Annotated in this window: 28 protein-coding genes, 1 pseudogene and 1 riboswitch; of the genes and pseudogenes, 20 read left to right on the top strand and 9 right to left on the bottom strand. The window is 32.9% G+C overall.

Features of this window, described 5'->3' with window-relative positions:
• Positions 1-128: 128 nt before the first annotated feature.
• A complete protein-coding gene (locus FS802_RS09025; protein WP_098653146.1) occupies positions 129-782 on the top strand; it encodes a DUF2306 domain-containing protein in 654 nt (217 codons plus the stop codon).
• Between the two features lie 91 nt (positions 783-873).
• On the opposite strand, the gene dhaQ is transcribed toward FS802_RS09025, so the two are convergent.
• On the bottom strand, positions 874-1,872 hold the full coding sequence (gene dhaQ / locus FS802_RS09020) for a DhaKLM operon coactivator DhaQ (protein ID WP_098653147.1): 999 nt from the start codon (positions 1,870-1,872) through the stop codon (positions 874-876).
• 19 nt (positions 1,873-1,891) lie between these two features.
• Positions 1,892-2,458, bottom strand: coding sequence for a dihydroxyacetone kinase transcriptional activator DhaS (gene dhaS / locus FS802_RS09015; protein WP_000204210.1), 567 nt, complete (start codon positions 2,456-2,458; stop codon positions 1,892-1,894).
• A gap of 178 nt (positions 2,459-2,636) precedes the next feature.
• Between dhaS and dhaK the strand changes: the two genes are divergently transcribed.
• The gene (dhaK, locus tag FS802_RS09005) at positions 2,637-4,388 is read left to right on the top strand and encodes a dihydroxyacetone kinase subunit DhaK (protein WP_098653148.1); all 1,752 of its coding nucleotides are present in this window, start codon (positions 2,637-2,639) and stop codon (positions 4,386-4,388) included.
• Between the two features lie 74 nt (positions 4,389-4,462).
• Here dhaK and FS802_RS09000 read toward each other — a convergent pair whose 3' ends face one another.
• On the bottom strand, positions 4,463-5,104 hold the full coding sequence (locus FS802_RS09000; protein WP_001044360.1) for an FMN-dependent NADH-azoreductase: 642 nt from the start codon (positions 5,102-5,104) through the stop codon (positions 4,463-4,465).
• A gap of 210 nt (positions 5,105-5,314) precedes the next feature.
• Here FS802_RS09000 and FS802_RS08995 point away from each other — a divergent pair, with 210 nt between their 5' ends.
• The 3 genes from FS802_RS08995 (at position 5,315) to FS802_RS08985 (ending at position 6,759) form a co-directional block, all read left to right on the top strand.
• Entirely contained in the window at positions 5,315-5,821 is a 507-nt protein-coding gene (locus FS802_RS08995) for an RrF2 family transcriptional regulator (RefSeq protein WP_001200329.1), read from the top strand.
• A gap of 179 nt (positions 5,822-6,000) precedes the next feature.
• Positions 6,001-6,237 (top strand): DAK2 domain-containing protein, encoded by a 237-nt coding sequence (locus tag FS802_RS08990; protein WP_000336953.1) that lies wholly within the window; start codon positions 6,001-6,003, stop codon positions 6,235-6,237.
• Between the two features lie 171 nt (positions 6,238-6,408).
• Positions 6,409-6,759: an SH3 domain-containing protein gene (locus FS802_RS08985; RefSeq protein WP_000946188.1), complete on the top strand. Its 351-nt coding sequence runs from the start codon at positions 6,409-6,411 to the stop codon at positions 6,757-6,759.
• Between the two features lie 193 nt (positions 6,760-6,952).
• On the opposite strand, the gene FS802_RS08980 is transcribed toward FS802_RS08985, so the two are convergent.
• Positions 6,953-7,504: a DUF4352 domain-containing protein gene (locus FS802_RS08980; protein ID WP_098720251.1), complete on the bottom strand. Its 552-nt coding sequence runs from the start codon at positions 7,502-7,504 to the stop codon at positions 6,953-6,955.
• Between the two features lie 292 nt (positions 7,505-7,796).
• Here FS802_RS08980 and FS802_RS08975 point away from each other — a divergent pair, with 292 nt between their 5' ends.
• Positions 7,797-8,186, top strand: a complete 390-nt coding sequence (locus tag FS802_RS08975; RefSeq protein WP_000940657.1) for a hypothetical protein — start codon at positions 7,797-7,799, stop codon at positions 8,184-8,186.
• A 324-nt stretch (positions 8,187-8,510) separates the two neighbouring features.
• On the opposite strand, the gene FS802_RS08970 is transcribed toward FS802_RS08975, so the two are convergent.
• A complete protein-coding gene (locus FS802_RS08970) occupies positions 8,511-8,717 on the bottom strand; it encodes a hypothetical protein (protein ID WP_000792083.1) in 207 nt (68 codons plus the stop codon).
• A 241-nt stretch (positions 8,718-8,958) separates the two neighbouring features.
• Positions 8,959-9,065, top strand: a riboswitch (SAM riboswitch).
• Positions 9,066-9,147: 82 nt separating this feature from the next.
• Between FS802_RS08970 and FS802_RS08965 the strand changes: the two genes are divergently transcribed.
• From FS802_RS08965 to FS802_RS08940, 8 genes and pseudogenes are all read left to right on the top strand, one after another.
• On the top strand, positions 9,148-10,206 hold the full coding sequence (locus tag FS802_RS08965; RefSeq protein WP_098720252.1) for an LLM class flavin-dependent oxidoreductase: 1,059 nt from the start codon (positions 9,148-9,150) through the stop codon (positions 10,204-10,206).
• Positions 10,199-11,155: an ATP-grasp domain-containing protein gene (locus FS802_RS08960; RefSeq protein ID WP_098653151.1), complete on the top strand. Its 957-nt coding sequence runs from the start codon at positions 10,199-10,201 to the stop codon at positions 11,153-11,155. The genes FS802_RS08965 and FS802_RS08960 overlap by 8 nt, the downstream gene beginning before the upstream one ends.
• A 550-nt stretch (positions 11,156-11,705) precedes the next feature.
• Positions 11,706-11,912 (top strand): hypothetical protein, encoded by a 207-nt coding sequence (locus FS802_RS08955; RefSeq protein WP_033657684.1) that lies wholly within the window; start codon positions 11,706-11,708, stop codon positions 11,910-11,912.
• Positions 11,913-12,113: 201 nt separating this feature from the next.
• Positions 12,114-12,251: pseudogene (locus tag FS802_RS31930) on the top strand (WXG100 family type VII secretion target); the annotation flags it as partial.
• Between the two features lie 216 nt (positions 12,252-12,467).
• Positions 12,468-13,577, top strand: a complete 1,110-nt coding sequence (locus FS802_RS08950; RefSeq protein WP_098095776.1) for a response regulator aspartate phosphatase — start codon at positions 12,468-12,470, stop codon at positions 13,575-13,577.
• Complete coding sequence (locus tag FS802_RS08945; RefSeq protein ID WP_000821340.1) at positions 13,574-13,711, top strand: Phr family secreted Rap phosphatase inhibitor; 138 nt, start codon at positions 13,574-13,576, stop codon at positions 13,709-13,711. The genes FS802_RS08950 and FS802_RS08945 overlap by 4 nt, the downstream gene beginning before the upstream one ends.
• Before the next feature lie 814 nt (positions 13,712-14,525).
• The gene (locus tag FS802_RS31475) at positions 14,526-14,711 is read left to right on the top strand and encodes a helix-turn-helix transcriptional regulator (RefSeq protein WP_255291341.1); all 186 of its coding nucleotides are present in this window, start codon (positions 14,526-14,528) and stop codon (positions 14,709-14,711) included.
• Between the two features lie 13 nt (positions 14,712-14,724).
• Positions 14,725-15,195 carry a DUF6773 family protein gene (locus FS802_RS08940; RefSeq protein ID WP_255291342.1) on the top strand — a complete coding sequence of 157 codons (471 nt, stop codon included), beginning with the start codon at positions 14,725-14,727 and terminating at the stop codon, positions 15,193-15,195.
• 179 nt (positions 15,196-15,374) lie between these two features.
• Here the strand turns inward: FS802_RS08940 and FS802_RS08935 are convergent, their stop codons facing one another.
• Positions 15,375-15,485 carry a YjcZ family sporulation protein gene (locus FS802_RS08935; RefSeq protein WP_000540371.1) on the bottom strand — a complete coding sequence of 37 codons (111 nt, stop codon included), beginning with the start codon at positions 15,483-15,485 and terminating at the stop codon, positions 15,375-15,377.
• A gap of 403 nt (positions 15,486-15,888) precedes the next feature.
• On the opposite strand from FS802_RS08935, the gene FS802_RS08930 reads away from it, so the two are divergent.
• The gene (locus FS802_RS08930; protein WP_000473837.1) at positions 15,889-16,170 is read left to right on the top strand and encodes an LCI fold-containing protein; all 282 of its coding nucleotides are present in this window, start codon (positions 15,889-15,891) and stop codon (positions 16,168-16,170) included.
• A gap of 163 nt (positions 16,171-16,333) precedes the next feature.
• Here FS802_RS08930 and FS802_RS08925 read toward each other — a convergent pair whose 3' ends face one another.
• Together FS802_RS08925 and FS802_RS31860 are read right to left on the bottom strand one after the other, a co-directional pair.
• A complete protein-coding gene (locus tag FS802_RS08925; protein WP_000395489.1) occupies positions 16,334-17,227 on the bottom strand; it encodes a helix-turn-helix domain-containing protein in 894 nt (297 codons plus the stop codon).
• Positions 17,228-17,759: 532 nt separating this feature from the next.
• Entirely contained in the window at positions 17,760-17,975 is a 216-nt protein-coding gene (locus tag FS802_RS31860) for a hypothetical protein (protein WP_002096823.1), read from the bottom strand.
• Positions 17,976-19,123: 1,148 nt separating this feature from the next.
• On the opposite strand from FS802_RS31860, the gene FS802_RS08910 reads away from it, so the two are divergent.
• From FS802_RS08910 to FS802_RS08890, 5 genes are all read left to right on the top strand, one after another.
• Positions 19,124-20,860: an S-layer homology domain-containing protein gene (locus FS802_RS08910; protein WP_098720253.1), complete on the top strand. Its 1,737-nt coding sequence runs from the start codon at positions 19,124-19,126 to the stop codon at positions 20,858-20,860.
• A 126-nt stretch (positions 20,861-20,986) separates the two neighbouring features.
• Positions 20,987-21,622: a hypothetical protein gene (locus FS802_RS08905; protein WP_142336892.1), complete on the top strand. Its 636-nt coding sequence runs from the start codon at positions 20,987-20,989 to the stop codon at positions 21,620-21,622.
• A gap of 154 nt (positions 21,623-21,776) precedes the next feature.
• A complete protein-coding gene (locus tag FS802_RS08900) occupies positions 21,777-22,091 on the top strand; it encodes a PadR family transcriptional regulator (RefSeq protein WP_001078066.1) in 315 nt (104 codons plus the stop codon).
• Between the two features lie 13 nt (positions 22,092-22,104).
• Positions 22,105-22,716, top strand: a complete 612-nt coding sequence (locus tag FS802_RS08895; RefSeq protein ID WP_098653155.1) for a DUF2812 domain-containing protein — start codon at positions 22,105-22,107, stop codon at positions 22,714-22,716.
• Positions 22,717-22,935: 219 nt separating this feature from the next.
• Positions 22,936-24,075, top strand: a complete 1,140-nt coding sequence (locus tag FS802_RS08890; protein ID WP_098720255.1) for an S-layer homology domain-containing protein — start codon at positions 22,936-22,938, stop codon at positions 24,073-24,075.
• 257 nt (positions 24,076-24,332) lie between these two features.
• Here the strand turns inward: FS802_RS08890 and FS802_RS08885 are convergent, their stop codons facing one another.
• Positions 24,333-24,797 carry an outer membrane protein assembly factor BamD gene (locus tag FS802_RS08885; RefSeq protein ID WP_000720855.1) on the bottom strand — a complete coding sequence of 155 codons (465 nt, stop codon included), beginning with the start codon at positions 24,795-24,797 and terminating at the stop codon, positions 24,333-24,335.
• Positions 24,798-24,929: the final 132 nt, after the last annotated feature.

Genomic DNA, 24,929 nt, shown 5'->3' with positions numbered 1-24,929 from the left:
TAAACCCTCAAGTATAGAACGACATACTTGAGGGTTTTTATGTATGAAGAAGGCTTTTCTATTTTTCCCGAGAATGAACAGTAATATATAATCTAATTTTCGTGAATGTAATGGGGAGGCAGTAAAATTTGAACAGGAAAATTTGGTTTGTAGTTACTTTTTTTGCTCTTTTAGTAGCTGGCTATGTTGTTGTCCAATATTTTATTATGGATGGATTTCAAACAGGGCTTGTAAAAGTGAAGCTTATGTTTGGATCTAAATTAAGTGCGTTCTGGTATATGATGCTACTTATACATATTACAACTAGTATAGTAGCATTAGTAATTGGCCCTTTTACATTATCCACTAAATTTAGAGAAAGGAATATCAACCGTCATCGAATAGTTGGGAAAATCTATATGGTTGGTATATTATTAGGCGGCGTTTCTGGACTATATTTATCCTTTTATGCTACGGGAGGATTGGTAGCGAAGCTAGGTTTCGGTTTGTTAGCCGTATTTTGGCTAACATCAGCATATCAAGCGTTACATAGAGTTAAGAATAAAAAAATTAAAGAGCATCGGAATTGGATGATTAGAAATTATTCTTTAACCTTTGGAGCAGTTACATTAAGAATTTGGCTACCGTTGTTTATCGTTCTATTTGGAATAGAGCGATTTGAACTTAGTTACGCTATTATTGCTTGGTTAGCGTGGGTACCTAATTTAATTGTTGCAGAATTATTCATAAGAAAAAGACGTAATAAAGGAAAATACGAAGGAAATGAGGATTTACATTTTTGATGTAAATTTGCTGTCATATTGAGGGCAGAATTTTTTTATAGCTGAATTTCGTACAAAAATAGGATGGCCAATTGAAGTCATCCTATTTGTATTACCAACTAGCAGTTTCCGTACGTTCTTTCAACCACTTCACCCAATCCAAATCCTCCACCTTAAGCAAACTGAGCGAAACACCCTTCATATCTAAAGAAGTTAGTAGCGTACCAACTTTTACGAATGTAATATGTAAGCCTTCCAGCTCACATAAACGGCGAATATCATTTGCGAAAATGTATTGTTCCATTAGTGGAGTTGCACCTAATCCGTTAATGAGAATAGCAAAGTTGTCACCTTTTCTCCAGCGGTAAATGCTTTTTAGTTTGTTCATTAGTTCGATCGCTAATATTTCAGAAGAAGATAGCGCTTCTTTACGGTATCCTTTTTCTCCGTGAATGCCGACGCCGTAAAAGACTTCGTCGTCGTTTAATGTGAATGAAGCTTTTCCTTTCACTGGGTCGTTTGCAGGTGAAAGGGCGACTCCTAATGTGTGTAAGTTTTCGGTGATAGAATGGCCGAGTGTTGTTAGTTCGTCTAAAGAGTGACCTGCAAGAGCGGCCGCACCGAGTATTTTTTGAACGAAAACAGTACCAGCGACGCCGCGTCTTCTTTTATTAAATGAAGCATCATCTTCAATTGAAACGTCGTCATTTACGATGATGTGGTCAATTTGTCTTCCTTCTTCTTTTGTGATTTGTTCTGCCGCTAAAAAGTTTGCTACGTCATCTTTAAAGTTTTTAATGATGAATAAAATACTTTTATCTTTTGGCATGAGACGGGTTGCTGCAATAATTTGTTCCACTGTAGGCGGAGTGAAAATACTGCCGTTTACTGTCGCCGTAAGCATACCTTTTCCTACATAACCAATATCAGCAGGTTCATGTCCGCTACCACCGCCGCTTATAATAACAACGTTTTGCTTCAGTTTTTCTATATCTTTTACATAAATGATGTTATTTGTTTCATCGTAATTTACTTTTTCGTTATGTTCAAAATAAAAGCCATGCATCATATCTTGAACAACATTTTCTACATCATTCATAATCTTTTTCATTGCTGTTGCCACCCTTTAATTACTTTGCTGATTGTTCCAGTAATAGTAGTAATTGATTGTTTATCATATTTTTCATGAGAGAAGACATAATGGAAGGATCTACTTCGCATTTGCTTTCAATCCAATCTTTTATCGTTCCAACGAAGCCGTGACTATAAAAGGAGGCAATCGTATTTTTTGTCTCATCAGAAAGGCTGAATCCACAGCTCACAGATAGTTCATCAATAATCTTCATATATAAGTTTTTCGTATGCTCAAATAAATAGTGATTAAACGAGTTTTGTTCAATGACTTTAAAAGCGTTTCGGTAAAATTTTTGATTTTCATAAAAGTAATCAAATAATAAATCGAAAATGTTTTCCCACGTTTCATAGTCGAGAAAGTCGATAATGTTTTCTTTCGTTTCTTCTTTATAAATCCAGCTTAATAGTTCAAATTTATCTTTAAAATGATAATAAAAAGTTTGCCTACGCATTTGACAGTGTAACATAATATCGCTCACTGATATTTTATGAAATGACTCTGTTTCCATTAAATACTTCAATGAATTCGCGATTATCTTTTTAGAAATTATAGAAGAGGTCATCTGAATCATCCCTAGAATGTTAGTAATATGAAAATCCTACCTACAAATGAGAGCGGTGTCTTTAGACAGATTGTCCATTTTGTCCGTTTACTATAAAACGCTTTCATTTTAACATGGATAGTAAGAAGAAGATTTCAAATATATCACAATATATTAAAGGAATTGAGGGAGAATCACAATGAAAAAGATTATAAATAAACCAGAAACATTAGTAATGGAAATGTGCAACGGAATGGTTATGGCTCACCCAGAGCTTGAGCTTTTGAAAAAATATAAAGTCATTAAGAAGAAAGAAATGAACGAAAATAAAGTAACGTTAATTAGTGGCGGCGGTAGTGGGCATGAGCCAGCGCATGCAGGTCTAGTCGGAAGAGGAATGTTAGATGCGGCAGTGTGCGGAGATGTGTTTGCTTCTCCTTCACAAATTCAGGTGTATCAAGCAATTAAAGAAACAGCAAGTAAAAAAGGTACGTTATTAATTATTAAAAATTACAGCGGCGATATTATGAATTTCAAAAACGGTGCTCATTTAGCGACGGAAGATGGAATTGAAGTAGACTACGTAAAAGTGGACGATGATATTGCGGTAGAAGATAGTCTATATACAGTAGGACGACGCGGCGTTGCGGGCGTTATTTTAGTTCATAAAATTGCCGGCGCAGCAGCGGAAGCAGGTATGGATTTAGGAGCGGTGAAAGCTGTCGCAGAAAAAGCAGCGGCTAACGTGCGCACAATCGGTTTAGCGTTAACTTCTTGTACAGTTCCAGCGAGCGGATCACCTACTTTCACACTTGCGGAAGATGAAATGGAATACGGCGTAGGTATTCATGGTGAACCAGGAATTAAGCGTGAAAAAATGTTGTCAGCAGATGAACTAGCGAACCGTATGACAAACGATCTTGTAAAAGATTTAGGAGTAAAAGATGGCGAAGAAATTGCGCTTCTAGTTAACGGTTTTGGCGGAACACCACTGCAAGAACTTTACTTATTTAACAACGCAGTGACGCGAGAATTAGCAGCTAGAAAAATTAAAATAAACAGAGTATTCGTTGGCAATTATATGACGAGTATCGATATGGCTGGTATGTCTTTAACAGTAATGAAATTAGATGATGAGCTAAAAACATTACTATCGAAAGAGTGTAATACACCAGCGTTTAAAGTAGATGGACCAGTTGAAAGTGTTGAGTACGTAAATGTGCTTGAAGAGACAGAAGAGAAGGAAGTTTCCTTTGAAATAGAAACAGCGGAAGAGCATGCTGTTATTAAAAATAATGTCATTACATTAAACAACATGATTTATCTCGTTGATAAAATGAGCGACGTTATTATTAAAAATGAAGTACCGTTCTGTGAGTTAGATACGCATGCTGGTGACGGCGACTTCGGAATGAGTGTGGCAAAAGGATTTAAACAATTAAAACGTGAGTGGCATTCTATTGTAGATCAAGAGAACGTAACGATCGGATCATTCCTTGACGGTTGTTCGATGATTATTATGGAACATTGCGGCGGCGCATCTGGTCCAATTTGGGGCGGTGCATTCCGAGCAGCTAGTAAAGCAGCTGGCGAAAAATGTGAGTTAACAGTGAAAGAATTCGCTGAAATGTTACAAGCGGCACTGCAAGGTATACAATCTATCGGTGAAAGATCATTCGGTAGAGGAGCGGTAGTTGGTGATAAAACACTTGTTGACGCACTTGCTCCATGTGTAGATTCTTGGTTAGACAGCGCTTCAAACGAAGTAGACATGAAAACTGCCTTTGAAAAAGGTGCAGAAGCAGCGGTTAAAGGAGCAGAGTACACGAAAGAAATCGTAGCTCGCATGGGCCGCGCTGGTACAGTTGGCGAAAGAAGCTTAGGATATCCTGATGCAGGTGCGCATGCACTTGGAGTTATCTTTACGGAGATTGCGGGTAGTTTGAAATAGGAATTAGAAGATCCCCTCTGCCTTATGGTGGAGGGGATCTTTATTGATAACCATCATTCTTCCAGTGAAAACTTTTATTTGTTAGCCAATCTAGAAGCAGCCTCTTCAACTTCTTTATAGGCATTTTGTAATACTTCATTTGGATCTAGTAATGCTGTTCCTTGTGCACGAACGATTTGATAATCTTCAATACCAAGGAAGTTAAACATTGCTTTTAGATATTTATGAGAGTATTCCACTTCTGTATACCAATCATCATTTGTATAGATTCCTCCACTTGCTTGTATAACAAGCATTCTTCTTCCATCTTTAAGTAGTCCTACTGATCCGGTTTCAGTATATTTAAATGTTTCACGTGCAATCATAATATTGTCCATGTAATCTTTTAACTTTGATGGAATATTAAAATTGTGCAAAGGTAATACGATAACATACGTATTTGCACTTTTAAATTGTTGTAAAATTTCGGACATACGCTCCGTTACTTTTTGTTCTTCACCAGTTAACTCTTGTTCAGTTCCTTGTTTTTCCCATGCACTTAAAACAGTTTTATCTATCATTGGTACTACATCATCGTATAAATTAATCTGTTCAATCGTTTCATTATTAGGAATTAATTCTTTATAAGATACTAAAAAGTGGTTAAGAACCTTAATGCTGACTGATGATGTATCATCCACTTTCGGATGTGCGTTTATAATAAGTGTTTTGTTCATTTGTATTTCCCCTTTTTAAAAGTTTTTACGTTTTAATTGTCGACAATGTTAATCGTCGATTAACATTGTCTTTAATATAATCTCTGAAATTATTTTTGTCAAATGAAATACATACTATTCTAAAAGAGCCTTTTTTTATTTGACTAAAATTCTAAATGGTCCTAAGATACAATTTGATAACCCTTAAAATAAAAAGCAGGTGATTTGTATATGCAATATAGTGTTGGGGTTGAATATGCCTTGCATTGCCTAGTTTATTTAATCAATGCTCCTTCCAAGGAAAGTGTTGGAATAAAAGATTTGGCAGAGTTTCAAGGACTTTCTGAAACATTTCTTTCAAAAGTTTTCGGTAAATTATCTAAAGCTGACATTGTGAATTCTGTCCCAGGTGTAAAAGGAGGATACAGGTTAGCTAAGTCTCCAGAAGATATTTCTTTTTGGGATGTAATAGAAGCCGTCGAAGGCCCAAAACCTATTTTTCAATGTAAAAATATTGTACAAAATGGTCTACTATATCGAGACGACGCTTGTAATTCTTGTGAGCCTAGCAATTCTTCTTGTACAATTAACTTAGTAATGCTTGAAGCAGAAGAACACATGCGTGAGTTTCTTCGTAAAAAGACTCTTGCATGGTTAGATAAAGAACTTGATATTGTTTTACCTGAAAAGATAAGGGTAGATACTCGTGAATACTTCAAACAAAAAAACTCTAACTAAATCGCCATGACGAATTAGTTAGAGTTTTTTTGTTTTTTAACATTAATTCCATCATGTGAGTACTTCATCACAAATTCCTTCTTTAAATATCACATTTAATTAACTCATAAAGTTTCAAATTGATTAACATTGAAATTCTAAAAAATACAATTTTATTTTCGTAAAAAGTAAATGAATTTATGTGTTCAGATATTTTAAACATAGTGAAAATTGCCTTTGAAAAAGGCGCAGAGTATACGAAAGAAATCGTAGATCACATGGGCCGCGCTGGTACAGTTGGTGAAAGAAGTTTAGGCTACCCAGATGCAGGTGCACATGCGCTTGGGGTTATCTTTACGGAGATTGCGGGTAAGTTTGAAATAGGAATGAGAAAGTCCCTCTGTCTTAAGGCGGAGGGACTTTTATATAGTTGGTAGAAGACTACTTTCGGGCTCTCTCTGTAAAATATGAGTTTGTTAATATTTTTGATAAAATCTTATTTCAAAACTACAACTAATATTTCTCAACATTAATATATTGAAAATAGTTAGAATATTTAAGATAATCATTTATGAAGCAATATATTATAAAAAAAGGGGGAATTTATTTTGTTACGTCGCTTATCTATTTGTACTTTATTAACAGCTTTTATGTTTACTTTGTTTACATTTAACGGCTCTGCTTTTGCGGCTACGAATACTACTGAAAATAAAACTGTAGTAGCAGCTTGTGCAAAGGGAGGTACGGTAGGTGTATATGGTGCAAAGATGCGCAGTGGTTACACTGTTGGATCACCTGTCTTACATACATTTAATGATGGTGCGAAAATTACTGGAACATGGGTAACTGGTGAATATGTTCAAGGTCATTACAGTAATTCTAAACAGTGGTTAAAAGTTACATATAAAGGGATGACAGGTTATGTATCCCATACAACATTATATAACGTTTGCTCATAAAACTATGTACTATAATAGCTTTTGATGTATTGAGCTAATCTCTTTTAGGGATTAGTTTTTTTTTGTCTCCTAGTTTTTAATGGAGCATTTTTTGAAAAAAAACCAACGATTCATTAAATCGATGGTTTTATGTTTATATATTATTCATTTGTATCTATATCAAATTTTTCAGTGCTTTTTGCTTATTTGAGACTTAGTTTTTTTGTGATTGCAACTTATCGATTTTCCAGCGTGCTCCTAGAGGATCTAAAGAGCTTTCAATATAAAACATATATTCATCTGCGATACTTGGTACTTCAAAAGCTATTTTCAATTCTACCGTTTCATTTGGTGTAACTTGTATACCAGAAGGGTTTTGATCAAGCACCTTTCCTTCATAGGCCTTTCCGGCTTTTTCATCTTTTAAGTTATATTTTAATTCTGATAGTCCAATCGTTTGACCTCGTACATTTTTTACAGAGACATTAACAACGACGGAATCGTTACTAGCATTTAAATATGCATTTTGAACGGCGGTCAAGTAATAGCCTCCCTTAACACTCTCACCAACTAATAAAATACCTTGTTCCAAGCGGCTCATATCTTCTTTTTCTTCAAAATTTATTAATTCTTCATTTTCATTTTTTGCGGTTGGTTCTTCTATTGGACCATTTTCAACGGCACTATCTTTTTTATCTTGTGTGCAAGCAGCCGTAAAACTGACTAATACTAGAATTAAAGTAAGTAATATGAATGATTTTTTCATAAAATTAATCTGTCTCCTTAAGTTTCTCAATTTTGTGCAACTATACATATAAGATTAACATAATGTCTCATTATTGGCTCAAAATAGGTAATCTTTTAGACACCTTATTCTTTTTACTTTTAATATACATTCGATTGGGTTTCACGATATTTGTTAATCTTGTAAATCATTGTCTTAGTAATACTGAGGGTTATTATAAATATATTAATCATATAATTTGTCCCTATCAAAATGAACGTTTCTTGCATCTAATATATTGTAAATATATTTTATTTTGAAAGGATGTGATTATATGGCTCATAAATCTACTGGAGTGTTTCGAGTTCCAGTTTCTGAAAATGGGATTATTCCAACTGCTCTCAACATTATGTTAAACAATGATTCGCGCTGCCATACTAGTAATGTAACGGTAACTGTTAAGAGAAGTCGAAACATTTCTTTCCCAACTCAAAATGAATTAGTTGAAATCTCTCGTACTTTTGTTTCTTTAGAACCAAACAGAACAACTAAGATTGTGTTGTTTACGCCAGAATTCCAAATAGAAGATTTTCTTGATGTCATCATTAGTGGAAATAAAGATGATGTTAAGGATGTTCTTGTATATTCTTTCTTAGCAGATTCAGCAGGTCACAATCTGCCATCTACTGTTTTTAGAAATGCAGAATACACTTTTGCTTGCTGACACCGTGATGATGTATTCTTTACTGTCATATATTTGAAGAGAAATGTTAAATAGGAGTTGATTTAACTTTTATTTGGGTTTTCCAAAGGAGTCTGCTTTAGCCAAATAAACAAGGAACCGACTAATAGGTTCCTTGTTTATTTGCATTTAACATGCAATTTCGTGTCTATTATTCCGAAAGCAACTTTACAGAGGAACGGATTTTTCCTAGTGAAGCAGCACCTATAGATGAAAGTACCCAATATTCCAATTCTAAAGGTAAGCGAAATGCTTGAATGTTACCATTATTAATAACCATCTTCATAATATGTAATTAGTATTATTTTATTCTTCAAATATCTCCGGTTTCTCCACTCTAAATGATTTCACCTCACCACATTCTAAACAAAATGTAGTTAGTAGTTTGGAACGTTTCCCCACTGAAAAGAGCCTACTAGAATCATCTTCACAAACATATGCATGATAAGCAGATCCAACTCTTCCTTCTTTAAATGTAGTAGAACCACAATTCTCGCATCGTTTATTTTTCATGCTACTAACACCTCATTTGCTGTGTTTTTAAGATAGAAGTAAAGCAACTTGGTTATACATGATGTTTTCGACATGATACAACATACCCCTTTATATATTCGTAAGTAAAACAACACAATACCCTTATAAATCTCTATAACAATATGATTTTTCATATATCATTTAATGTATATCGGAAAAATAAGTATTAAAGGATTGATTTTTATTATTCTGATGATTATAATAAATGGAAATCAAACAATTCTTATGCTGAGAAGTGGAGGGACGGGCCCTATGAAACTTCGGCAACCTCGTTTTAGACGAAAGGTGCCAAATCCTGCAGGTGAAAAAACACCTGAAAGATAAGAGCGGTTCACTTAGTCAAGAAGGCTACTCTTATTTCGTTAAGAGTAGCTTTTTTTATGGCTAAAAGTTAAAGGGGGAATAGGTAGTGGAGTACGGTTTTTGGTTACCGATTTTTGGGGGATGGCTTCGAAATGTAGATGATGAATCTATGCCGCCTACATTTGAGTATGCAAAACAAACAGCGCAAGCAGCAGAACAATTAGGTTTTTCAACAACACTTATTGCAGAATTAAACTTAAATGATATAAAAGGTGTTTCAGCACCAAGTTTAGAGGCGTGGACAACTGCAGCAGCTCTTGCTGCAGTGACGGATAAATTAGAGATTATGACAGCTGTAAGACCTGGTTTCCACAATCCAGCAGTTACAGCGAAAATGGCAGCGAATATCGATCAATTAAGTAATGGCCGGTTTACATTGAATGTAGTTTCAGCGTGGTGGGAAGAAGAAGCGAAACAGTACGGCGGGGTATTTACCGCACATGATGAAAGATATGATCGCACAGAGGAATTTGTAACAATTTTGAAAGAGCTTTGGAAAGAAGAAGAGTTTTCTTATAAGGGGAACTTTTATGAGCTTCATCATACACATTTAAGTCCAAAACCTGTGCAGAAACAAGGTATTAAGCTTTATGCAGGTGGTGAGAGTGAGCGAGGAAAAGAGGTCATTGTAAACCACGCGGATGCATATGTAATGCACGGGGGAACAGTGGAAGAAGTATCTGTGAAAATAGAAGATATGAAGAATCGTAGAAAGAAAGTTACAGAGGAGCCATTACAGTCATTCGGGCTGGCGGCTTACGCTATTTGTCGTGATACAGAAGAAGAGGCATTAGAGGAATGGAGACGTATAACGGATGTGAAAGACGATGCTTTAGGTTATGCGGGTTATCAAGACTTTATTAGTAAATCGCATTTGGAACAGCAAGTGAAGCTCAATGATTATTCCGTATCTAATCGCGGGTTACGTCCTAATTTAATCGGAACACCAGAACAAATTGCAGAAAGGATACTTGCTTTTGAAAAAGTGGGTGTTACGTTATTACTTTTACAATTTTCACCGCAGCTTGAAGAGATGAAACGATTTTCTGAAAAAGTGATGCCATTAGTTGAAGCAAAAAGAAAGGAAATGATTACAAATGAGTAAAATTTACATATTACATGAAAATAAGGAATGGACGAATCATTTAGTGAAAAGGCTGGAAGAACTGGAGTTGCCATATGAGGAATGGCTTTTAAATGAAGGAACACTTTCGTTGGAACAAGAACCTCCCCAAGGTGTTTTTTATAGCCGCATGAGTGCTTCTTCACATACGAGAGGGCATCGATATGCACCTGAATTGACTGAAGGGGTTCTTGCTTGGTTAGAGGGATACGGGCGAACAGTATTTAATGGATCTCGAGCATTACGTCTTGAAGTAAGTAAATTGAATCAATATGCAGCATTAAGAAAATTTGGGATACAAGTGCCGAAAACAATTGGTGCTGTTGGACGTGATCATATAGTAAAAGCAGCAAAGGAGTTAGGGAAAGTACCGTTTATTACAAAGCATAACCGTGCAGGGAAAGGCCTTGGTGTTCAACTGTTTCATTCCATTGATGCTTTAGAGCAATATTTGGATGGTCCAACGTTTGAAGAGCCTATTGATGGAATTACTTTAATCCAGCAATATATTGAAGCGCCCGAACCATATATTACACGTTGTGAGTTTGTAGGCGGCCAGTTTGTATATGCAGTTAAAGTAGATACGTCAGAAGGATTTGAGCTTTGCCCGGCAGATGCATGCTCGATTCAAGATGCTTTTTGCCCAGTAGGAGAAGAGAGTAAGAAAGAGACGCCAACAAAATTTGGAATTATATCAGACTTCCAAGAGCCAATTATTGAACAATACAAAGAGTTTTTGAAAGAAAATGAAATTACCGTTGCTGGTATTGAATTTATTCGCAGTGCGGATGGAACAATTTATACGTATGATATTAATACAAACACAAACTATAATTCTGGCGCAGAGTCTGTAGCAAATCAATTTGGTATGCTTGAACTTGCTACATTCCTTGGAAGAGAATTAGAAAAGCAAGTAGATTTAGTTAAATAGTATAGAAGGTTCTAGTGAAAACCTTTGTTAAAGTAATCGTGGTCATATGACCAAGTTTAGGATATCCAGATGCAGGTGTGCATGCGTTTGAAGTGATATTTGCGGAGATTGTGAGTAGTTTGAAATAGGCATAAGAAGATCCCCTCTAGCTTAAACTAGGGGGGATCTTCTTATGCCTATATATATTTCAATAACCGCTTCTATTGTATTGAAATAATGGTATCTACATTAAAAAAACGACTTATAAAGGGACTTATCCAACGTAACATATAAATGTATCGTAAAATTGAATAAGTCTATATTTTGTTTTTAGATAGATATAATTTGAGGGTATTTCGATGATATTTCCTCTAATAGAATTGTGTGATAAGCTGCATATAACTATATATTGTTAGGGCGGGAGGTTGCTATCCTTTCTCTGATTTTATATAAGAAAAAAATTATCTGAGCTTTAATGAAAATGGAGAATATATTATATGATTTTAGGAATTTCATATTTTGATATTTTTGTACTGTAGTGATTGTCTCGTTTTTCTTGATTTTTTGGAGATTGAACGTATGGTATAACAAAAAACATAATGTTCCTAAGGTTTTTCAATGGTTTCCTAGAAAATGGGGTAAAAGAAAAGTTTCAGAGCATTTATCACAATTAAATGAAAAGCTAGCGGCTGAAGGTAAAGGTATTTGGGTTACAATCTATGCTATAGATTTATACATTGTAACTATTCCCTATACAGTCAAAAAATATAAATCTTAATAAATATATTTAAAGAAAGACCTTTTAACTAAAATAAAAGGTCTTTTCTTTTTATAAATTTTAGAAGTGATTTGTTGAGTCCATGTGTTTATGTGGAGAAAGTTACTTGAGTTCGATGAGATAGAGGCAGATTGTAGTCAAGTGAACCGTGTAATAATCAGTTTAGGACGAGGCCTTAGTGAAGGGTAAAAACCAACGGGTATTCCGCAAGAAGTTTGAGAAAAATTAGTAGGAAGAGAATTCAAATCTTTTGACGATTTTAGAGAAGAATTTTGGAAAACACTTTCTGATTCGAGCTATGCGGCAGAATTTAATCCTATGAATATAAAACTTATGAAGGGATAGACTTTCATATTTCATCATTACCAATAATAAAGTGTTATTTTTTATATAGAAATGAATAAGGAACAGAAAAAATTTTAAGTTTAAAGAGCTAAAATGGTGAAATTGTATTGAGAAAATTTTTTGAAACTATAATATTCTGAAAATTAAAAGTTTTATCAGCTGATTTTTGTTATTATGTTAGTAATCTATAGACAAAGGAGAAGGGGCTATATGAGTGTACACGTAATAAAAAAGGAAGAAATCACTTTACTTTTACATGATTGGTATCGAGAAATTCGTTCACAGAATTTCGTTAAGGCAAAGGAATTAAAACAAAGTATTGATACAAAAGTTAATAGTATGGAAGAAGATCAAAAGAATACAGAGTTTTATTCACTTTTAGATTTTAGATTTAAAATGTTGAGTGCAGAGTTTTATCCCCATCAATCTGACATATCTAAGAATGATCTAAGAAAAATGAAGTTAGATGAAGCGCCATCAGATGAATCTCTATTATATTATTACCATTTCTTTAAGGCTTCTCATGCTACGGTAAACGGTGATTTTAAAGTGGCTGAAAAGCATTATGGAATAGCAGAATCTTTGTTGGAAAATATTCAGGATCCAATCGAAAAAGCAGAATTTAACTTTAAGCTATCTAGCTACTATTATCATGTTTGCCAGCCTATTTTAGTTATTCAATATGCAACTAGAGCAAGAAATATATTTGAAGGGCTGTACGGGTATAGTAGGAAGGTCGCAGCATGTGACAATGTTCTGGGTTTAGCATGTGTAAAGCTAAATGAATTTGAACAGGCAGAAGTTTATTTTATGTCGTCTCTGGATATTTTGAAAAAGCAGAATGAAGAGGAGTTAATGTTACGAGTTAGACATAGTTTAGGGGTTATGTATGCAGAGCAAAACCTATCTGATTTAGCACTTCGTTATTTATCAGAAGTATCACAAAAAATCCCGAATCACTTTAGAGCGATTTTTTTGGAAGCTAGAGAGAATTTAAAGTTAGGGAAAACAAAGCTTGCAGCCTCTTTAATTGAAAAAGGTTTAGTAATCTGTAATGAACTAGAACAAAAAGAATATGAACATCATTTTACCATTCTAAAGGGAATGAATGAGAATGTTTCTGCTGAAGAATTAGAGTTAGCTATTTCTAAAGGAATTTCTTTCTTTAATGAAGTAGGTTTATGGCAATATGTCCAGGAATATGCTGAAAAGTTAGCGGTTAAATATCATGAAGAAGGAAATTCAATAAAATCTAGTGAATACTTCTATTTAGGATATCAAGAAAAAGAAAAAGGTTTTCAGAAAGGGGCTTTAAAATGAAAAGAATCATAAGCAGTTCAATTGGATTAATAATTACGGTCATACTATTAAATGGAGTAAATGCTCCAACAGACCAATCAAAGGTTAATACAACAAACGTTATACAATATACGCATGGAGAGCCGTGGGGCTGATGGAATATTGAAGTATAAAGAGTTGTTGGATCAAGGGATTATTACTGAAGAAGAGTTATCAGTGAAGAAAAAGTAATTATTAGGTATATAGATGAAACGCTCAAATGAGCGTTTTTTATTTTATAATCAGATGATTTATTTTCATATATATCCTGGTAAAATTTATTCCTTTCCCTAAAAGAAAAGACACCTAAAGGTGCCTTCCTCGGACTTGCCTCTTCTTAATTTTATTGTGTTATTATATAAGAAAAGAAGACACCGATTAAGATGTCTTCTTTTACTTGTACACTTGGTGTTAAGAAGGTATTGTATTGCTTAAAAACCATAAAAATATATAACAATCATCGAGTAAGCTTATTATAGCATCAAAAAATAGGGTTTTTATATGAAATGTTACATATATAGATTTATTTATATTTAATCTATATAGTTAAATTGTCTGTTATTTGTTTTAATTCATTTACTTATTTTATTTTTGAGCGCTCCAGCAATGGAGCCTTTTTTTATGCAATAAAACATTTTCTTTGCGTTATTTAGTTGATCTATATTAACTTTACCTTCTTAAATTATATCTATATTTTATTAAAACATTATATAGTTAACCAGTTTGTGCTAATAAGCTAGTGAATTAATAATTTTAATGTTATTTGTAGGATGGTTTTAGATGCAAAAAATAACAGAAATGAGAAAAGATATCAGTAATATATATATGTCTTAATGTAAAGTATATATTGCATTTAACCTAAAAATAACATAATATATAGAATATAAGATTTGTGGTATAAAGTTTATTTTTACAAATGAGGTGTATTTAATGTCTGTAAGTAAAATGAAAATTGCAAGAGTAGAAAAAGGTCTGACCCAACAAGAGCTAGCCGATATTGTAAACGTTACACGACAAACCATTAGTCTTATTGAAAGTAATAAATATAACCCTTCTTTAAAACTTTATATTCATATAGATAAAATATTAGATAAAAGCTTAGATAAATTATTTTGAGAGGAACTTTAAAATGGAAAAACTAAAAAAATGGTTTTCACTCAGTACGCACTCAGATGAAAGAATTCAACAAATCGAAATGAAAATTTGGGCTCAATCTGGAATTGTTGTCCTACTTATAGCTTTTGTTGATTTTATAATAAGAGGAGCATATCTACACCGTCCATTTCTAGAATGGGCTGCCTCATTAGCTATTATAATTTTTTATATGATATTCTTTTTTATTAAATCTATTCTGACTGGTGTTTATGAAACAGATATTAATAATAAAGAACAATTAAATGAAAAATTAAAAGAAAAAATGAGTAATACCTTTATTTTTTGTTTTGTCGCAATAGGTGCTACTACATACAAATATAACTTACCTGAAGATTTCGTTGGATGGTTATCAGTAATAGCGAGGTTCATTATACTTTTCGCTGTCCTATTTGGTGTTCAATATTTTATTACAGTATTAGCATGGAAGAAATCCAATAAAATTTAATAAGTATAGACAAAGAAGCTTATCTTATAGCAATTAATGATAAGCTTTTTATTATTTTTTCATCTTTTTTCATTTCGGGGGTACAATGAATTTCTTAACTTGATAGTGATGTGGCGCTAGATAATGAATAAGGCACATAAAGAAAAGGTACCTATATAGGTACCTTTTCTAATAGTTTTTTAGCAGAAACAACTACATCCGATAATGATTAATAGAATAAATAATACAACTAGTAAAGCAAATCCTCCAGCGAAACCGCAGCCTTCGCCGCAACTACCACCATATCCCATAACAATAGTGCCTCCTTTAGATAAGAGGGTAAAACTAGGGTTCATTCCATGGGTTTTAACGGGTTCACCTTACTTTATGTTTTAAAGAATGAATTGAGCAGGTCCTTTTGAAAATAAAGAAAAGACGCCATTAGGCGCCTTCCTTTTAGGTAGATAAGACTTTAGTTTTCCAATCTAAAGAAATTTTGTATCAGCTCTTTGTGAGTATATCATAATATCTGATTGATTTATTATGCATTGTTACATACTTTTCTAAACTCCTCTATTTTCCATTTGATAAAATAAAATCCCAATATTACTAAGAATTAAATAAATATTTCTACATATTCAATATATTTACAAAAATTACAAAAGTGATACATTTAAGTTGTAAGCTATAAAAACTATTAAAGGGGGATTTATTATGTTCAAGAAATTAGTAGTAGGGCTATTGGCAACTGGTATTGCATTAACAGGAGGAATTGGGGCAGCTTCGGCTGATACGCAAAAAGCTGTGAGCTCTCCGAAGCAAGCAACATGCTCAATTCCTTATGAGTATTCTAATGGTAAATTTAAAAGAACTCTTTATTACTCAAATGGAGTATATGCTAATAGTTTTAATGAAAATGTTTGTGGCGGGACGATTACGTGGTATTTAAAACATGTTCAAAATGGAGTTGCTTTTTACGAAGGTAATTTAAAATAGTAGATTTTTTGAACCTCATTTATTGAGGTTCTTTTATTTTTAGTTTTTAAACTGATTCTCCACAAAAAAAGACACCCAAAGGTGCCTTCCTGTGACTTGAACCACTTTAATTTTAAAAATACAGGGATTTTTCCTGTGGGTTTTGTAAGTAGCTTGTACGAAGTTATGATTGTTTTTTATTTTGTATTTCAATAAGTTCATCTGGTAGCATTTTTGTATAATATTCTTTTTCTGTTAGTTCAAATATAAATAATGCTTTTTTCCAGTTATAAACAACATCTTCTACATTATGTTGTTTAATCTTTAATAAATACTGACCTTTTAAATAGAATAGTTCACCTAATAGGTATAAAGTATTTAGATTAATTGCTAATTTTATACCCTTATCAAGGTATTTTATTGCCTCTTCATGTTGAAATGTGGAGTCTAAACATTTTGCTAAATTTAATATGATTTTTAATTTAATTTCTTTATCTCTAGGAAAATCTAACTTATTAAAATTAGTTAAACATCTTCTTAATATATTAATACCTTTTTCATAATTTTTATTTTCCGCATAAAATATAGCCATTGTTTGCATAATATCTATTTCTCTTTCTGATAAAAAATCACAATTAGTTAAAGTTAGTTTTAATGCATTATTTAAAAGATCTAAAGCAGTTTTTATTGTTTTATCCACCATAAATATAGCAATTGCTTCGTGCCATATTAGAAACTGTTTCTCTTCTTTTGTTTGAAAATTATTTAAGTTTTTCTCTTTTTTAACTATTTCATAAAGTTCTTTATATTGTTTTTGCTTTAAGCAATCTTTTATTACATATTTTACATTTTCTACATATTTTAATCTTTTGTTTTGAGTTAGTGCAAATATATTATTTGGATCAATACCAAGTCTTTCTGATAATTGATATAACAATATACTAGATGGATAAATCATACCTTTTTCAATCTTGCTAATTTGACTTTGTGAACATATTCCATGACATAATTCGGATTGTGATATATTTTTTTTCATTCTAAGTTCTTTAATGGTAATACCCAAATCGTTAAATTCCATTTTTTCACCTACTATCTAGCACTTTATTAGTAAAAGAATATTCCTTAACCTTAATGTAATGTAAAAGTAATGTAGTTGCAATTATTGTTTGTTGTAAAGGGCTTACCGTTTTCATAAGGTGGTGAGGATTTTAATATGTACAAAAAAGACACCCAAAGGTGCCTTCCTGCGACTTGAACCATCTTAATTTTAATAATATGTATTGGAATCCCATACGAATATTATTTTACCATGTTAAATACCTAAATTCATTGAAAAAAGATATAACTCATTATTTGAACGCAAAAGGCCCTAGGAGAACTAGGGCTTTTTGACAGAATGAATATGATTTTTTAAAAAAAGGATTTATCAAACGTAACATATGAATGTTCCATAAATTTATTGAAAGCATGAACAAATCGTGATTGGCATGAAAAAAGGGTTCTTACTATTACGTAAGAACCCATAAAAAAAGAAAAAATCGTATGTGCCTCTATAGTATTGTAATGAAATTAAATAAAAACGCTATTTTAATAAAAAGCGACATTGAAAGTTAACAAGCAATACTTAAAAGAGTAAGAGCTGCAAATCCGTAAACTAATAAGCTACTAGTAGCAAGGAATTTTATAATTTCATTTGTAGAAATAATAGTTAAACATAATGCTATAGATGAACCTATAAAGAATTGGTACTTTGTATGTATATTTGTAAGATTAATTATTACAAGTACAGTTAAGAAAAGTGAAATGAAGTTAAAATATCTTTTCATTGTCATATTTCCTTTCAATGTTTAATCTGTATTTATTATACCAGCTTGTACCAGTAATAACATACTTTGTAATGAGGCTTAATAGAAATCTTATTTTGCCATAAATAAAAAGGCGGTTGTTTCCGCAACCACCTTTCAGTAAAGTAAAGCACTTTTTTAGAAATAAAATATGGATGATTTCTGAAAAAATTATAGGATATAATTCAATTTTTATAATCCAAGTGACGGGTTTAATTTATCCCGCTATTTGCGGGCAGTAAGACCTCCACCTTAACATTCAACGGAAGCAAAGAAGTTAGGTAGGGGGCGGGCTGCCCGTAAAAGCCCTATTGGTGAGGGCTGATAATCATTGGGGGATGAACAAAACCCTCAATGATTAAAGTTTCACTTTATAAGAAAGGAATGACTACATTATATGAAAACTTGTCTAATAAGGTTACATATAAAAGAGCAGCTAGCAATGGCTAACTGCTCAATACAAGGAGATACAGAGAAAACTAAATGAATGTTGGCATACAGCCTATCAACATTATGGACATAATATTGAGTTTTATTCGAAGGAATTCATGTTTTATAAATTAGATTATGATAGTCGGTATTCTTTTATTAAATAGCCAACAGCACTGATTACTATAAGAATGAAAAGAATAAGTTCTAGTGTAACTGGAAGTTGATCTACCCTAAATGCATTAATTTGTTACATTATGATTATAAGATGTTTTTTATAGTTAGTGGTGAAAAATTTAATAAAACTACCTCTATATGAAAAAAGGTTCTGTTGTCTCCAACAGAACCTCTTCTAAAATGGCAAAGAGTAACTCTTACCTTACTCTTTGTTAATAATATTACAGGAGTGTTAATGAAAATCCAAGACTCCTTATATTAAGAAATAAAGAAGAATTATTTTAAAGAATTCCAATATAAAATTAGAGATTACCATGAGGGGAGTTATAACGAGTTACTACCTATACATATCCATAAATAAAACAACATAATATTAATACGGAAAAATATAATAATATGAGTTTTTGCATATTTCAAAACTTAATATATCCTTCAAAAAATTTTAATAGTATAATATGGTTTGTCATATTCTTTTAGATTTTTCGACAAAATATAAAATAGAGAACGTATTGGGAGAAGGACTTATGTACACAAAACTATTAAAATCAATTACATCATTATCACTTATTGGTGGTGCTTTATTGTATACAAATGGCAGTGATGTGAGAGCTGCTGAGGCGGGTATTTTTTCTGATGTGCCTACATCGCATTGGTCGTATCCAGCGATTAAAGATTTAGCGAGTAAAAATATTATTTCCGGTTATGGAAATGGGATATTTGGTTTTGGAGATGTTGCGACGAGGGAGCAAGTTGCTGCTTTAGTGTATCGAGTTATGCTACCGAATAAACAAGGCGGAATGTTTAGTAGCAATAATGCTCTTTATGTATTAAAGGATGGATCTAAGTTTAATAATCCTTATGGCGATATTAATCAAAACTCTACGATGTTTCCTGAGGAAATTTTAATGTTAACGAATGCAGGGGTATTTAAAGGGGATGAGAAAGGGAATTTTAGACCGAAAGCTCCTGTGAATCGCGCAGAAATGGCACAAATTCTTACAAACGCTTTCCATCTTTCTGCGAAACAAAAGCATACATTTAATGATGTTCCAAGCGGTTATTGGGGTGAAAATGCAATTAGTGCGGTGCAGTCAACCGGAATTGCTTCTGGTACAGGCGAAGGGAAATTTGAGCCATCTAAAACGGTAACACGTGAACAGTATGCACAGTTTTTATATAATACTTTGAAATATAAAAAGCCTGAAGTTGCGGTGCAAGATACCGGAGATACAGCATTATTAGCAGCATTTAAAGATGAAGTGCAAAAGCGTATTAATGCGTACGAAACGAATATTACACTTCCATATAAAACGAAAAATAGTAATCAGGAAGAAGTAATGAAGACACTTTTCAACGCCTATAAAGAAGTTGCAAGTAAAAATGAGTATACAAATTATAATAGGTCGAATGTTTCATATGGAATTTCTGGATCACCTGGAAATTATACGTTTACGTTAAAGATTACATATCGTGAAACGAAAGAACAAACGGAATATGTAATGAAGCAAGCAAAGGCGATCGTTTCTTCTATTACTCAAGTTGGAATGGATGATCATGAAAAAGTGAAGGCGATTCATGATTATGTCGTAAAGCATATTTCTTACGATACGTCTTATAAAGCTTACACCGCATATGAAGCACTCGTAAATCGTTCTGCGGTTTGCCAAGGTTACGCACTATTAACCTATCAATTATTAAAAGAAGCAGGTATTGAGAATCATTTTGTAGTAGGCACTGGAGACGGTCAGCCTCATGCTTGGAATTTGGTAAAAATTGAAAATAAATGGTATCACCTTGATACAACATTCGATGATCCAGTGCCAGATGAACAAGGCCGCGTTACGTATTCCTATTTCAACTTATCAGATGAGCAAATCGCAAGAAATCATGAGTGGAACAGAAGTGACTATCCGCAAGCTACAACAAATTATTATAGTACATTAACAAATAAAATTGCGGCAGGTAGTACGAAAAAACCTGCATATCAGCAAATTTTAAAAGATACAAAGTTAAATTATTTAGGAAATGAATACATTGCAAACAACTATAATGAATTCAAAAATAAAATGCAGCAACGTTATAACGCAAAGTCACCAAAGATTGAAATCCTTTATAAACAATCAATGGATGGCGCATTGCAAGATGTGAAAAAAGTAATTGGAGAAATCGGTTATCCGCAAGGGGCGAACCGTGTTTCTTATAAAGCTGAGCCGTATAATGCAAAAGAAGGATATTCTTTAGTGACGATTACGTTTATGTAGTGAGAATGAGAAAAAGCATCTGTTTCAGATGCTTTTTTATTATTTTAGTTCGACAAAATATGACAAAGGAACGTAGCTGCATCTGTTATGATGACTTTGGTAATTTTACATTTTGGAGGATTAATAATGAACAAAAAGAAGATTTTAGCTGCGTTAATAGGAATCATAGTGTTACTTGTAATTATTAATGTAGTTATTGAGAAGGGAAAAACGACATCAACTAGTGAAAAAATGTACACTGAGAAAGAATACAATAAATTAGTAGATGAACATTATGAAGAAATGCAAAAGTTAAAAAGTGATATGAGTGTATTAGAAACTGAAAAAAAATCTCTTGATGCGCAAGTTAAGAAGTTAAAAGATGAATTAGCGAAAAAAGAGCAAGAAGTAGTACAACAGCCAGTTCAACAAGAACAACCTAAGCAACAACCAGCCCCAGCTCCACAGCCGGAAACGAAAGAAGAGCCGAAACCAGAACAGCCTACAGGCGCATTCGCAAACCCTGTGAAAAGTATAAATAAAACAGATGCAATGAACAAAGTGAAAGAAAAAGCGAAGCAAGACTTCCAAGATGACTATATGACGCAAAACTTTGTTGCGGATGAACAATCAAAAGCATTTGATTTCTTAAACGGAGTAGAGATCAAATCACAAGAAGAATTGAACGTGATGAAGAAGGCATTGGGAGATTTTCCTAACGATTTTATGACCGCAAAGTTTGTTTATGAAGAGCAAATGAAAGCGAAGAATAAGCAAGGATAATACAAAAACGCTATCTTTTAAAAAGGTAGCGTTTTTGTTATGGGTTATAAAGTCATTCCTGCATTTGACATATACAGTCTAACTGTATAAAATCAAACTATACAGTTGAACTATATAGTTTAGCTATATATTTATCGTTACATTGGAGGTCTTTATGAATAGAGATAAAAATTTACCATTAACGGAAACAACGTATTACGTTCTTTTAGCTTTATTAGAGCCAGCTCATGGATATTTAATTATGCAAAAGGTGGAGGAACTGAGTAATCATCAAGTAAAAATCGCAGCGGGTACATTGTATGGTGCGGTTGAAAATTTATTAAAACAAGGGTTAATAGAATCGGTAAAAAGTGAAGATAAACGAAGAAAAGTGTATGTCATTACGGAACGTGGGAAAGAAGTATTGCACTTAGACTTTATGAGAATGCAACACATTATTGAGGTTACAAAGAGTTTATTACACGTATAGTTAGGGGGAAACGATGATGTGGAGATTGAAATTCTTTTTAGACTTTGAGAAAGAGGAAAAATGGTTAGAAGAGATGGCTTGGAAAGGCTATCAACTAGAAAGCAATACATTTGGTTATACATTTAGATATACAGAGCCGGAAGATGCGACGATTAGAATAGATCATAGAGTATTTAGTAGAAAAAGTGAATTTATTAATTACTGCACATTATTTGAAGATAGTGGCTGGGAGCATATAGCTGGTAATCGGTGGTCAGGTACGTACTATTTTAAAAAGATTAATGAAGAAAGTGAAGATGACATTTTTTCAGATCAAATGTCACGAGCAGGGAAGTATAAACGTCTATCTAAAACATTTTTAGAATTAGCGATCTGTTATTTGCCGATATTATTTTTATTTATGTATAGTAATACGATGAATTTAGGAGCGTTTGTAAATCCGAAAGAACTATACTTGACGCCAGGATTATGGGATAAGCAAGGTGTAGCATTTTTATGGTCATTTTTATTTGAAACGCCATTTGCATTAATGAGAGGACTTTTTTTGACATTTATCCCCGTTGCGACATGTATGTTTTTCGTTTGCTCGTATAAAGCAAATCGGTTGTATGAAGAGAGAAGATGATAGGAGAAATCCCTTTAGAGCTGACGCTTTGAGGGGATTTTTTGAGTTCGTAAATGGTATCTTTTTAAAATAGATAAAGGGAAAGAAGTTATTATAATTTTAATTTTGTAAACAGTATACAATGGAATAATATTCTTAAAATATCCAATATTAACCTCTTTATATGTTAATATTGGAAAAGATGTGTGCAATATATTTTAAGGATAAGGGGATTTAATTATGAATTTTAAACAACTAATTTTGGCGGGGGCAGTTATTGCATCAACAACACTAACTCCTCTAACAAATGTGCAAGCAGAAAATACGATAGGATTTAAAGATGTTCCTGAACATCACTGGTCGTATAAAGCAATTATGGATTTACAAGAGAAAAATATTGTATCGGGTTATGGAGATGGAATATTTGGTTTTGGTGATAGTATTACACGTGGACAAGTAGCTAGAATGTTATATGCCTACTTGAAGCCAGCGGATGAACCTAACTTACAAAACCCTTACACAGATGTGAAAAATCATATGTTTGAAAAAGAGATTTTAACTCTTAGTAAAGCTGGTATTATAAGTGGATTTGGCGATGGAAGATTTGGTCCAGATCGTATTTTAACGCGTGAACAATTGGCTGCTGTATTAACAAATGCTTTTCATTTAAAAGCAACATCTACTACCACTTTTAAAGATGTAAATAAAAATTACTGGGCAACAAATGCTATCAGCGCGTTAGAAGAAAATAAAATTGCTGCTGGCATGGGCGATAATATGTTTGAACCTTACACAATTGTAACTCGTGAGCAGTATGCACAATTCTTATACAATGCAATTATTAAATCCGAGAAACCAGAAAAAGAGCCTGAGTCAAAGCCTACTGTTATCCCGCAAGAGTTAGCAGACGATGATATTTATTATTATGAAGGTTGGATGGAGAGCTCATCTGTATTGAAAAAATCTGTATCTAAGGAAGCACAAAATCTTGTTACTCAAATCAACACAAAATATAATGCGGAATTAAAGTATGCAGCGATAGGTGGGCCACGTTCAGAGGTCGTGTTATTCTCTCCGGTATTAGAAGGGATTCCAGAATTTAATGGGAATTTCACTGTAGATGGCGATAATGAAAGTAACTTTACCGTTAATTTTGTAATTGATAGAGGTCAAGGTAAGAATGCGTTAATAGATTTAGGGAAAAAGTGGATCACTATGATAAATCCAAACTTAAATTTGAGTACAGAGATTGATAACATAGTGGCTTCTAATACACGCACAGGTAAATTTGATATAAATAAAAACAATCTTAAAATAGAGATAAGCGTAGAGAAGCAAAATTCTAGTAGCGATCTAATGAGTGTTAAAATCCAAAAGTAAAAAAGAGGAGTGAAGTTTCACTCCTCTTTTACTTTTTATGTATGGTGACTCTATATAACTAAAGTTAATAAAAATTGCTTCTTTTAAAAGAAGCAATTTTATAGAGCATGCCTACAATTTAGAATTTACTACATGCATTGTCGTAAATATGTATAATTACATAAAAATTCAGAGGAAAAGAGAGTATACTTTCTTATTGTGTAATAAAGATAAGGCCCGCCTACGGAAATAGGCGGGCTTTTTTTACATCAATTATATTAGAATTTTTTTAAAAAATCCTTCATCATTTTCGCGTCTTTAATGTTCATTGTCACACCTTCAACTTTATCTTTCTTCTCATCTTTAGCAATCGTAACTTGCTCTTTATTATCAACCCACACAAGAAACTCTTCTTTTGCGTCATCTTTATATGTAACGGTAATAGTAGAATGTACAGATTCTCTCTTTTTTTGATCTAGTGTGATTGTTTTAGGTGTGCCTTTTTGAACTGCTGAAACGATAGATTGTATCATTTCTTCGTTGTCTGTTTGAGATTTTGAAACGTTGTTATTTATCGTGCTAAGTATTTCAATATCTGTAATATTTGCGGAGTTTAATTGAAAGGTAGTTTGTGTATATTCTTGCTTAGCTTGTGAAGCTTTATCTGTAGCTGAGGTGCTTGTACATCCTATTAAAGTGAAAGATAGAGCGGTTAGAGCGCATATAGATATGATTTTTTTCATAGTATCCCTCCTTATCTTAAATTATAACAATTTTCTGTTAATTCAGGTAGTTATTGTAAGTAGATTTGTTCTACTAGTTTTAGGATAGAAAAAATTCACATAACTTTTTTCATATTTTATGTTTAACATTTC

This window comes from Bacillus sp. DE0042, from assembly GCF_007680225.1.
In the GTDB taxonomy this organism is placed as follows: Bacteria; Bacillota; Bacilli; order Bacillales; family Bacillaceae_G; genus Bacillus_A; species Bacillus_A wiedmannii.
This window is presented reverse-complemented; position numbering and strand designations above follow the sequence as displayed.

Bases quoted from the DNA above. Each gene is read 5' to 3' on its own strand.
- FS802_RS08975 (WP_000940657.1), top strand. From the start codon at position 7,797: ATGGCTCATAAATCTACTGGAGTGTTTCGAGTTCCAGTTTCTGAAAAT.
- dhaS (WP_000204210.1), bottom strand. From the start codon at position 2,458: ATGACCTCTTCTATAATTTCTAAAAAGATAATCGCGAATTCATTGAAG.
- FS802_RS08935 (WP_000540371.1), bottom strand. From the start codon at position 15,485: ATGGGATATGGTGGTAGTTGCGGCGAAGGCTGCGGTTTCGCTGGAGGA.
- FS802_RS08895 (WP_098653155.1), top strand. From the start codon at position 22,105: ATGATGTGGAGATTGAAATTCTTTTTAGACTTTGAGAAAGAGGAAAAA.
- dhaQ (WP_098653147.1), bottom strand. From the start codon at position 1,872: ATGAAAAAGATTATGAATGATGTAGAAAATGTTGTTCAAGATATGATG.
- FS802_RS08970 (WP_000792083.1), bottom strand. From the start codon at position 8,717: ATGAAAAATAAACGATGCGAGAATTGTGGTTCTACTACATTTAAAGAA.
- FS802_RS08980 (WP_098720251.1), bottom strand. From the start codon at position 7,504: ATGAAAAAATCATTCATATTACTTACTTTAATTCTAGTATTAGTCAGT.
- FS802_RS08925 (WP_000395489.1), bottom strand. From the start codon at position 17,227: ATGGAATTTAACGATTTGGGTATTACCATTAAAGAACTTAGAATGAAA.
- FS802_RS08905 (WP_142336892.1), top strand. From the start codon at position 20,987: ATGAACAAAAAGAAGATTTTAGCTGCGTTAATAGGAATCATAGTGTTA.
- FS802_RS08960 (WP_098653151.1), top strand. From the start codon at position 10,199: ATGAGTAAAATTTACATATTACATGAAAATAAGGAATGGACGAATCAT.
- dhaK (WP_098653148.1), top strand. From the start codon at position 2,637: ATGAAAAAGATTATAAATAAACCAGAAACATTAGTAATGGAAATGTGC.
- FS802_RS08930 (WP_000473837.1), top strand. From the start codon at position 15,889: ATGTTCAAGAAATTAGTAGTAGGGCTATTGGCAACTGGTATTGCATTA.
- FS802_RS08890 (WP_098720255.1), top strand. From the start codon at position 22,936: ATGAATTTTAAACAACTAATTTTGGCGGGGGCAGTTATTGCATCAACA.
- FS802_RS08885 (WP_000720855.1), bottom strand. From the start codon at position 24,797: ATGAAAAAAATCATATCTATATGCGCTCTAACCGCTCTATCTTTCACT.
- FS802_RS31475 (WP_255291341.1), top strand. From the start codon at position 14,526: ATGTCTGTAAGTAAAATGAAAATTGCAAGAGTAGAAAAAGGTCTGACC.
- FS802_RS08945 (WP_000821340.1), top strand. From the start codon at position 13,574: ATGAAAAGAATCATAAGCAGTTCAATTGGATTAATAATTACGGTCATA.
- FS802_RS08950 (WP_098095776.1), top strand. From the start codon at position 12,468: ATGAGTGTACACGTAATAAAAAAGGAAGAAATCACTTTACTTTTACAT.
- FS802_RS08910 (WP_098720253.1), top strand. From the start codon at position 19,124: ATGTACACAAAACTATTAAAATCAATTACATCATTATCACTTATTGGT.
- FS802_RS09000 (WP_001044360.1), bottom strand. From the start codon at position 5,104: ATGAACAAAACACTTATTATAAACGCACATCCGAAAGTGGATGATACA.
- FS802_RS08995 (WP_001200329.1), top strand. From the start codon at position 5,315: ATGCAATATAGTGTTGGGGTTGAATATGCCTTGCATTGCCTAGTTTAT.
- FS802_RS08990 (WP_000336953.1), top strand. From the start codon at position 6,001: ATGTGTTCAGATATTTTAAACATAGTGAAAATTGCCTTTGAAAAAGGC.
- FS802_RS08900 (WP_001078066.1), top strand. From the start codon at position 21,777: ATGAATAGAGATAAAAATTTACCATTAACGGAAACAACGTATTACGTT.
- FS802_RS31860 (WP_002096823.1), bottom strand. From the start codon at position 17,975: ATGAAAAGATATTTTAACTTCATTTCACTTTTCTTAACTGTACTTGTA.
- FS802_RS08940 (WP_255291342.1), top strand. From the start codon at position 14,725: ATGGAAAAACTAAAAAAATGGTTTTCACTCAGTACGCACTCAGATGAA.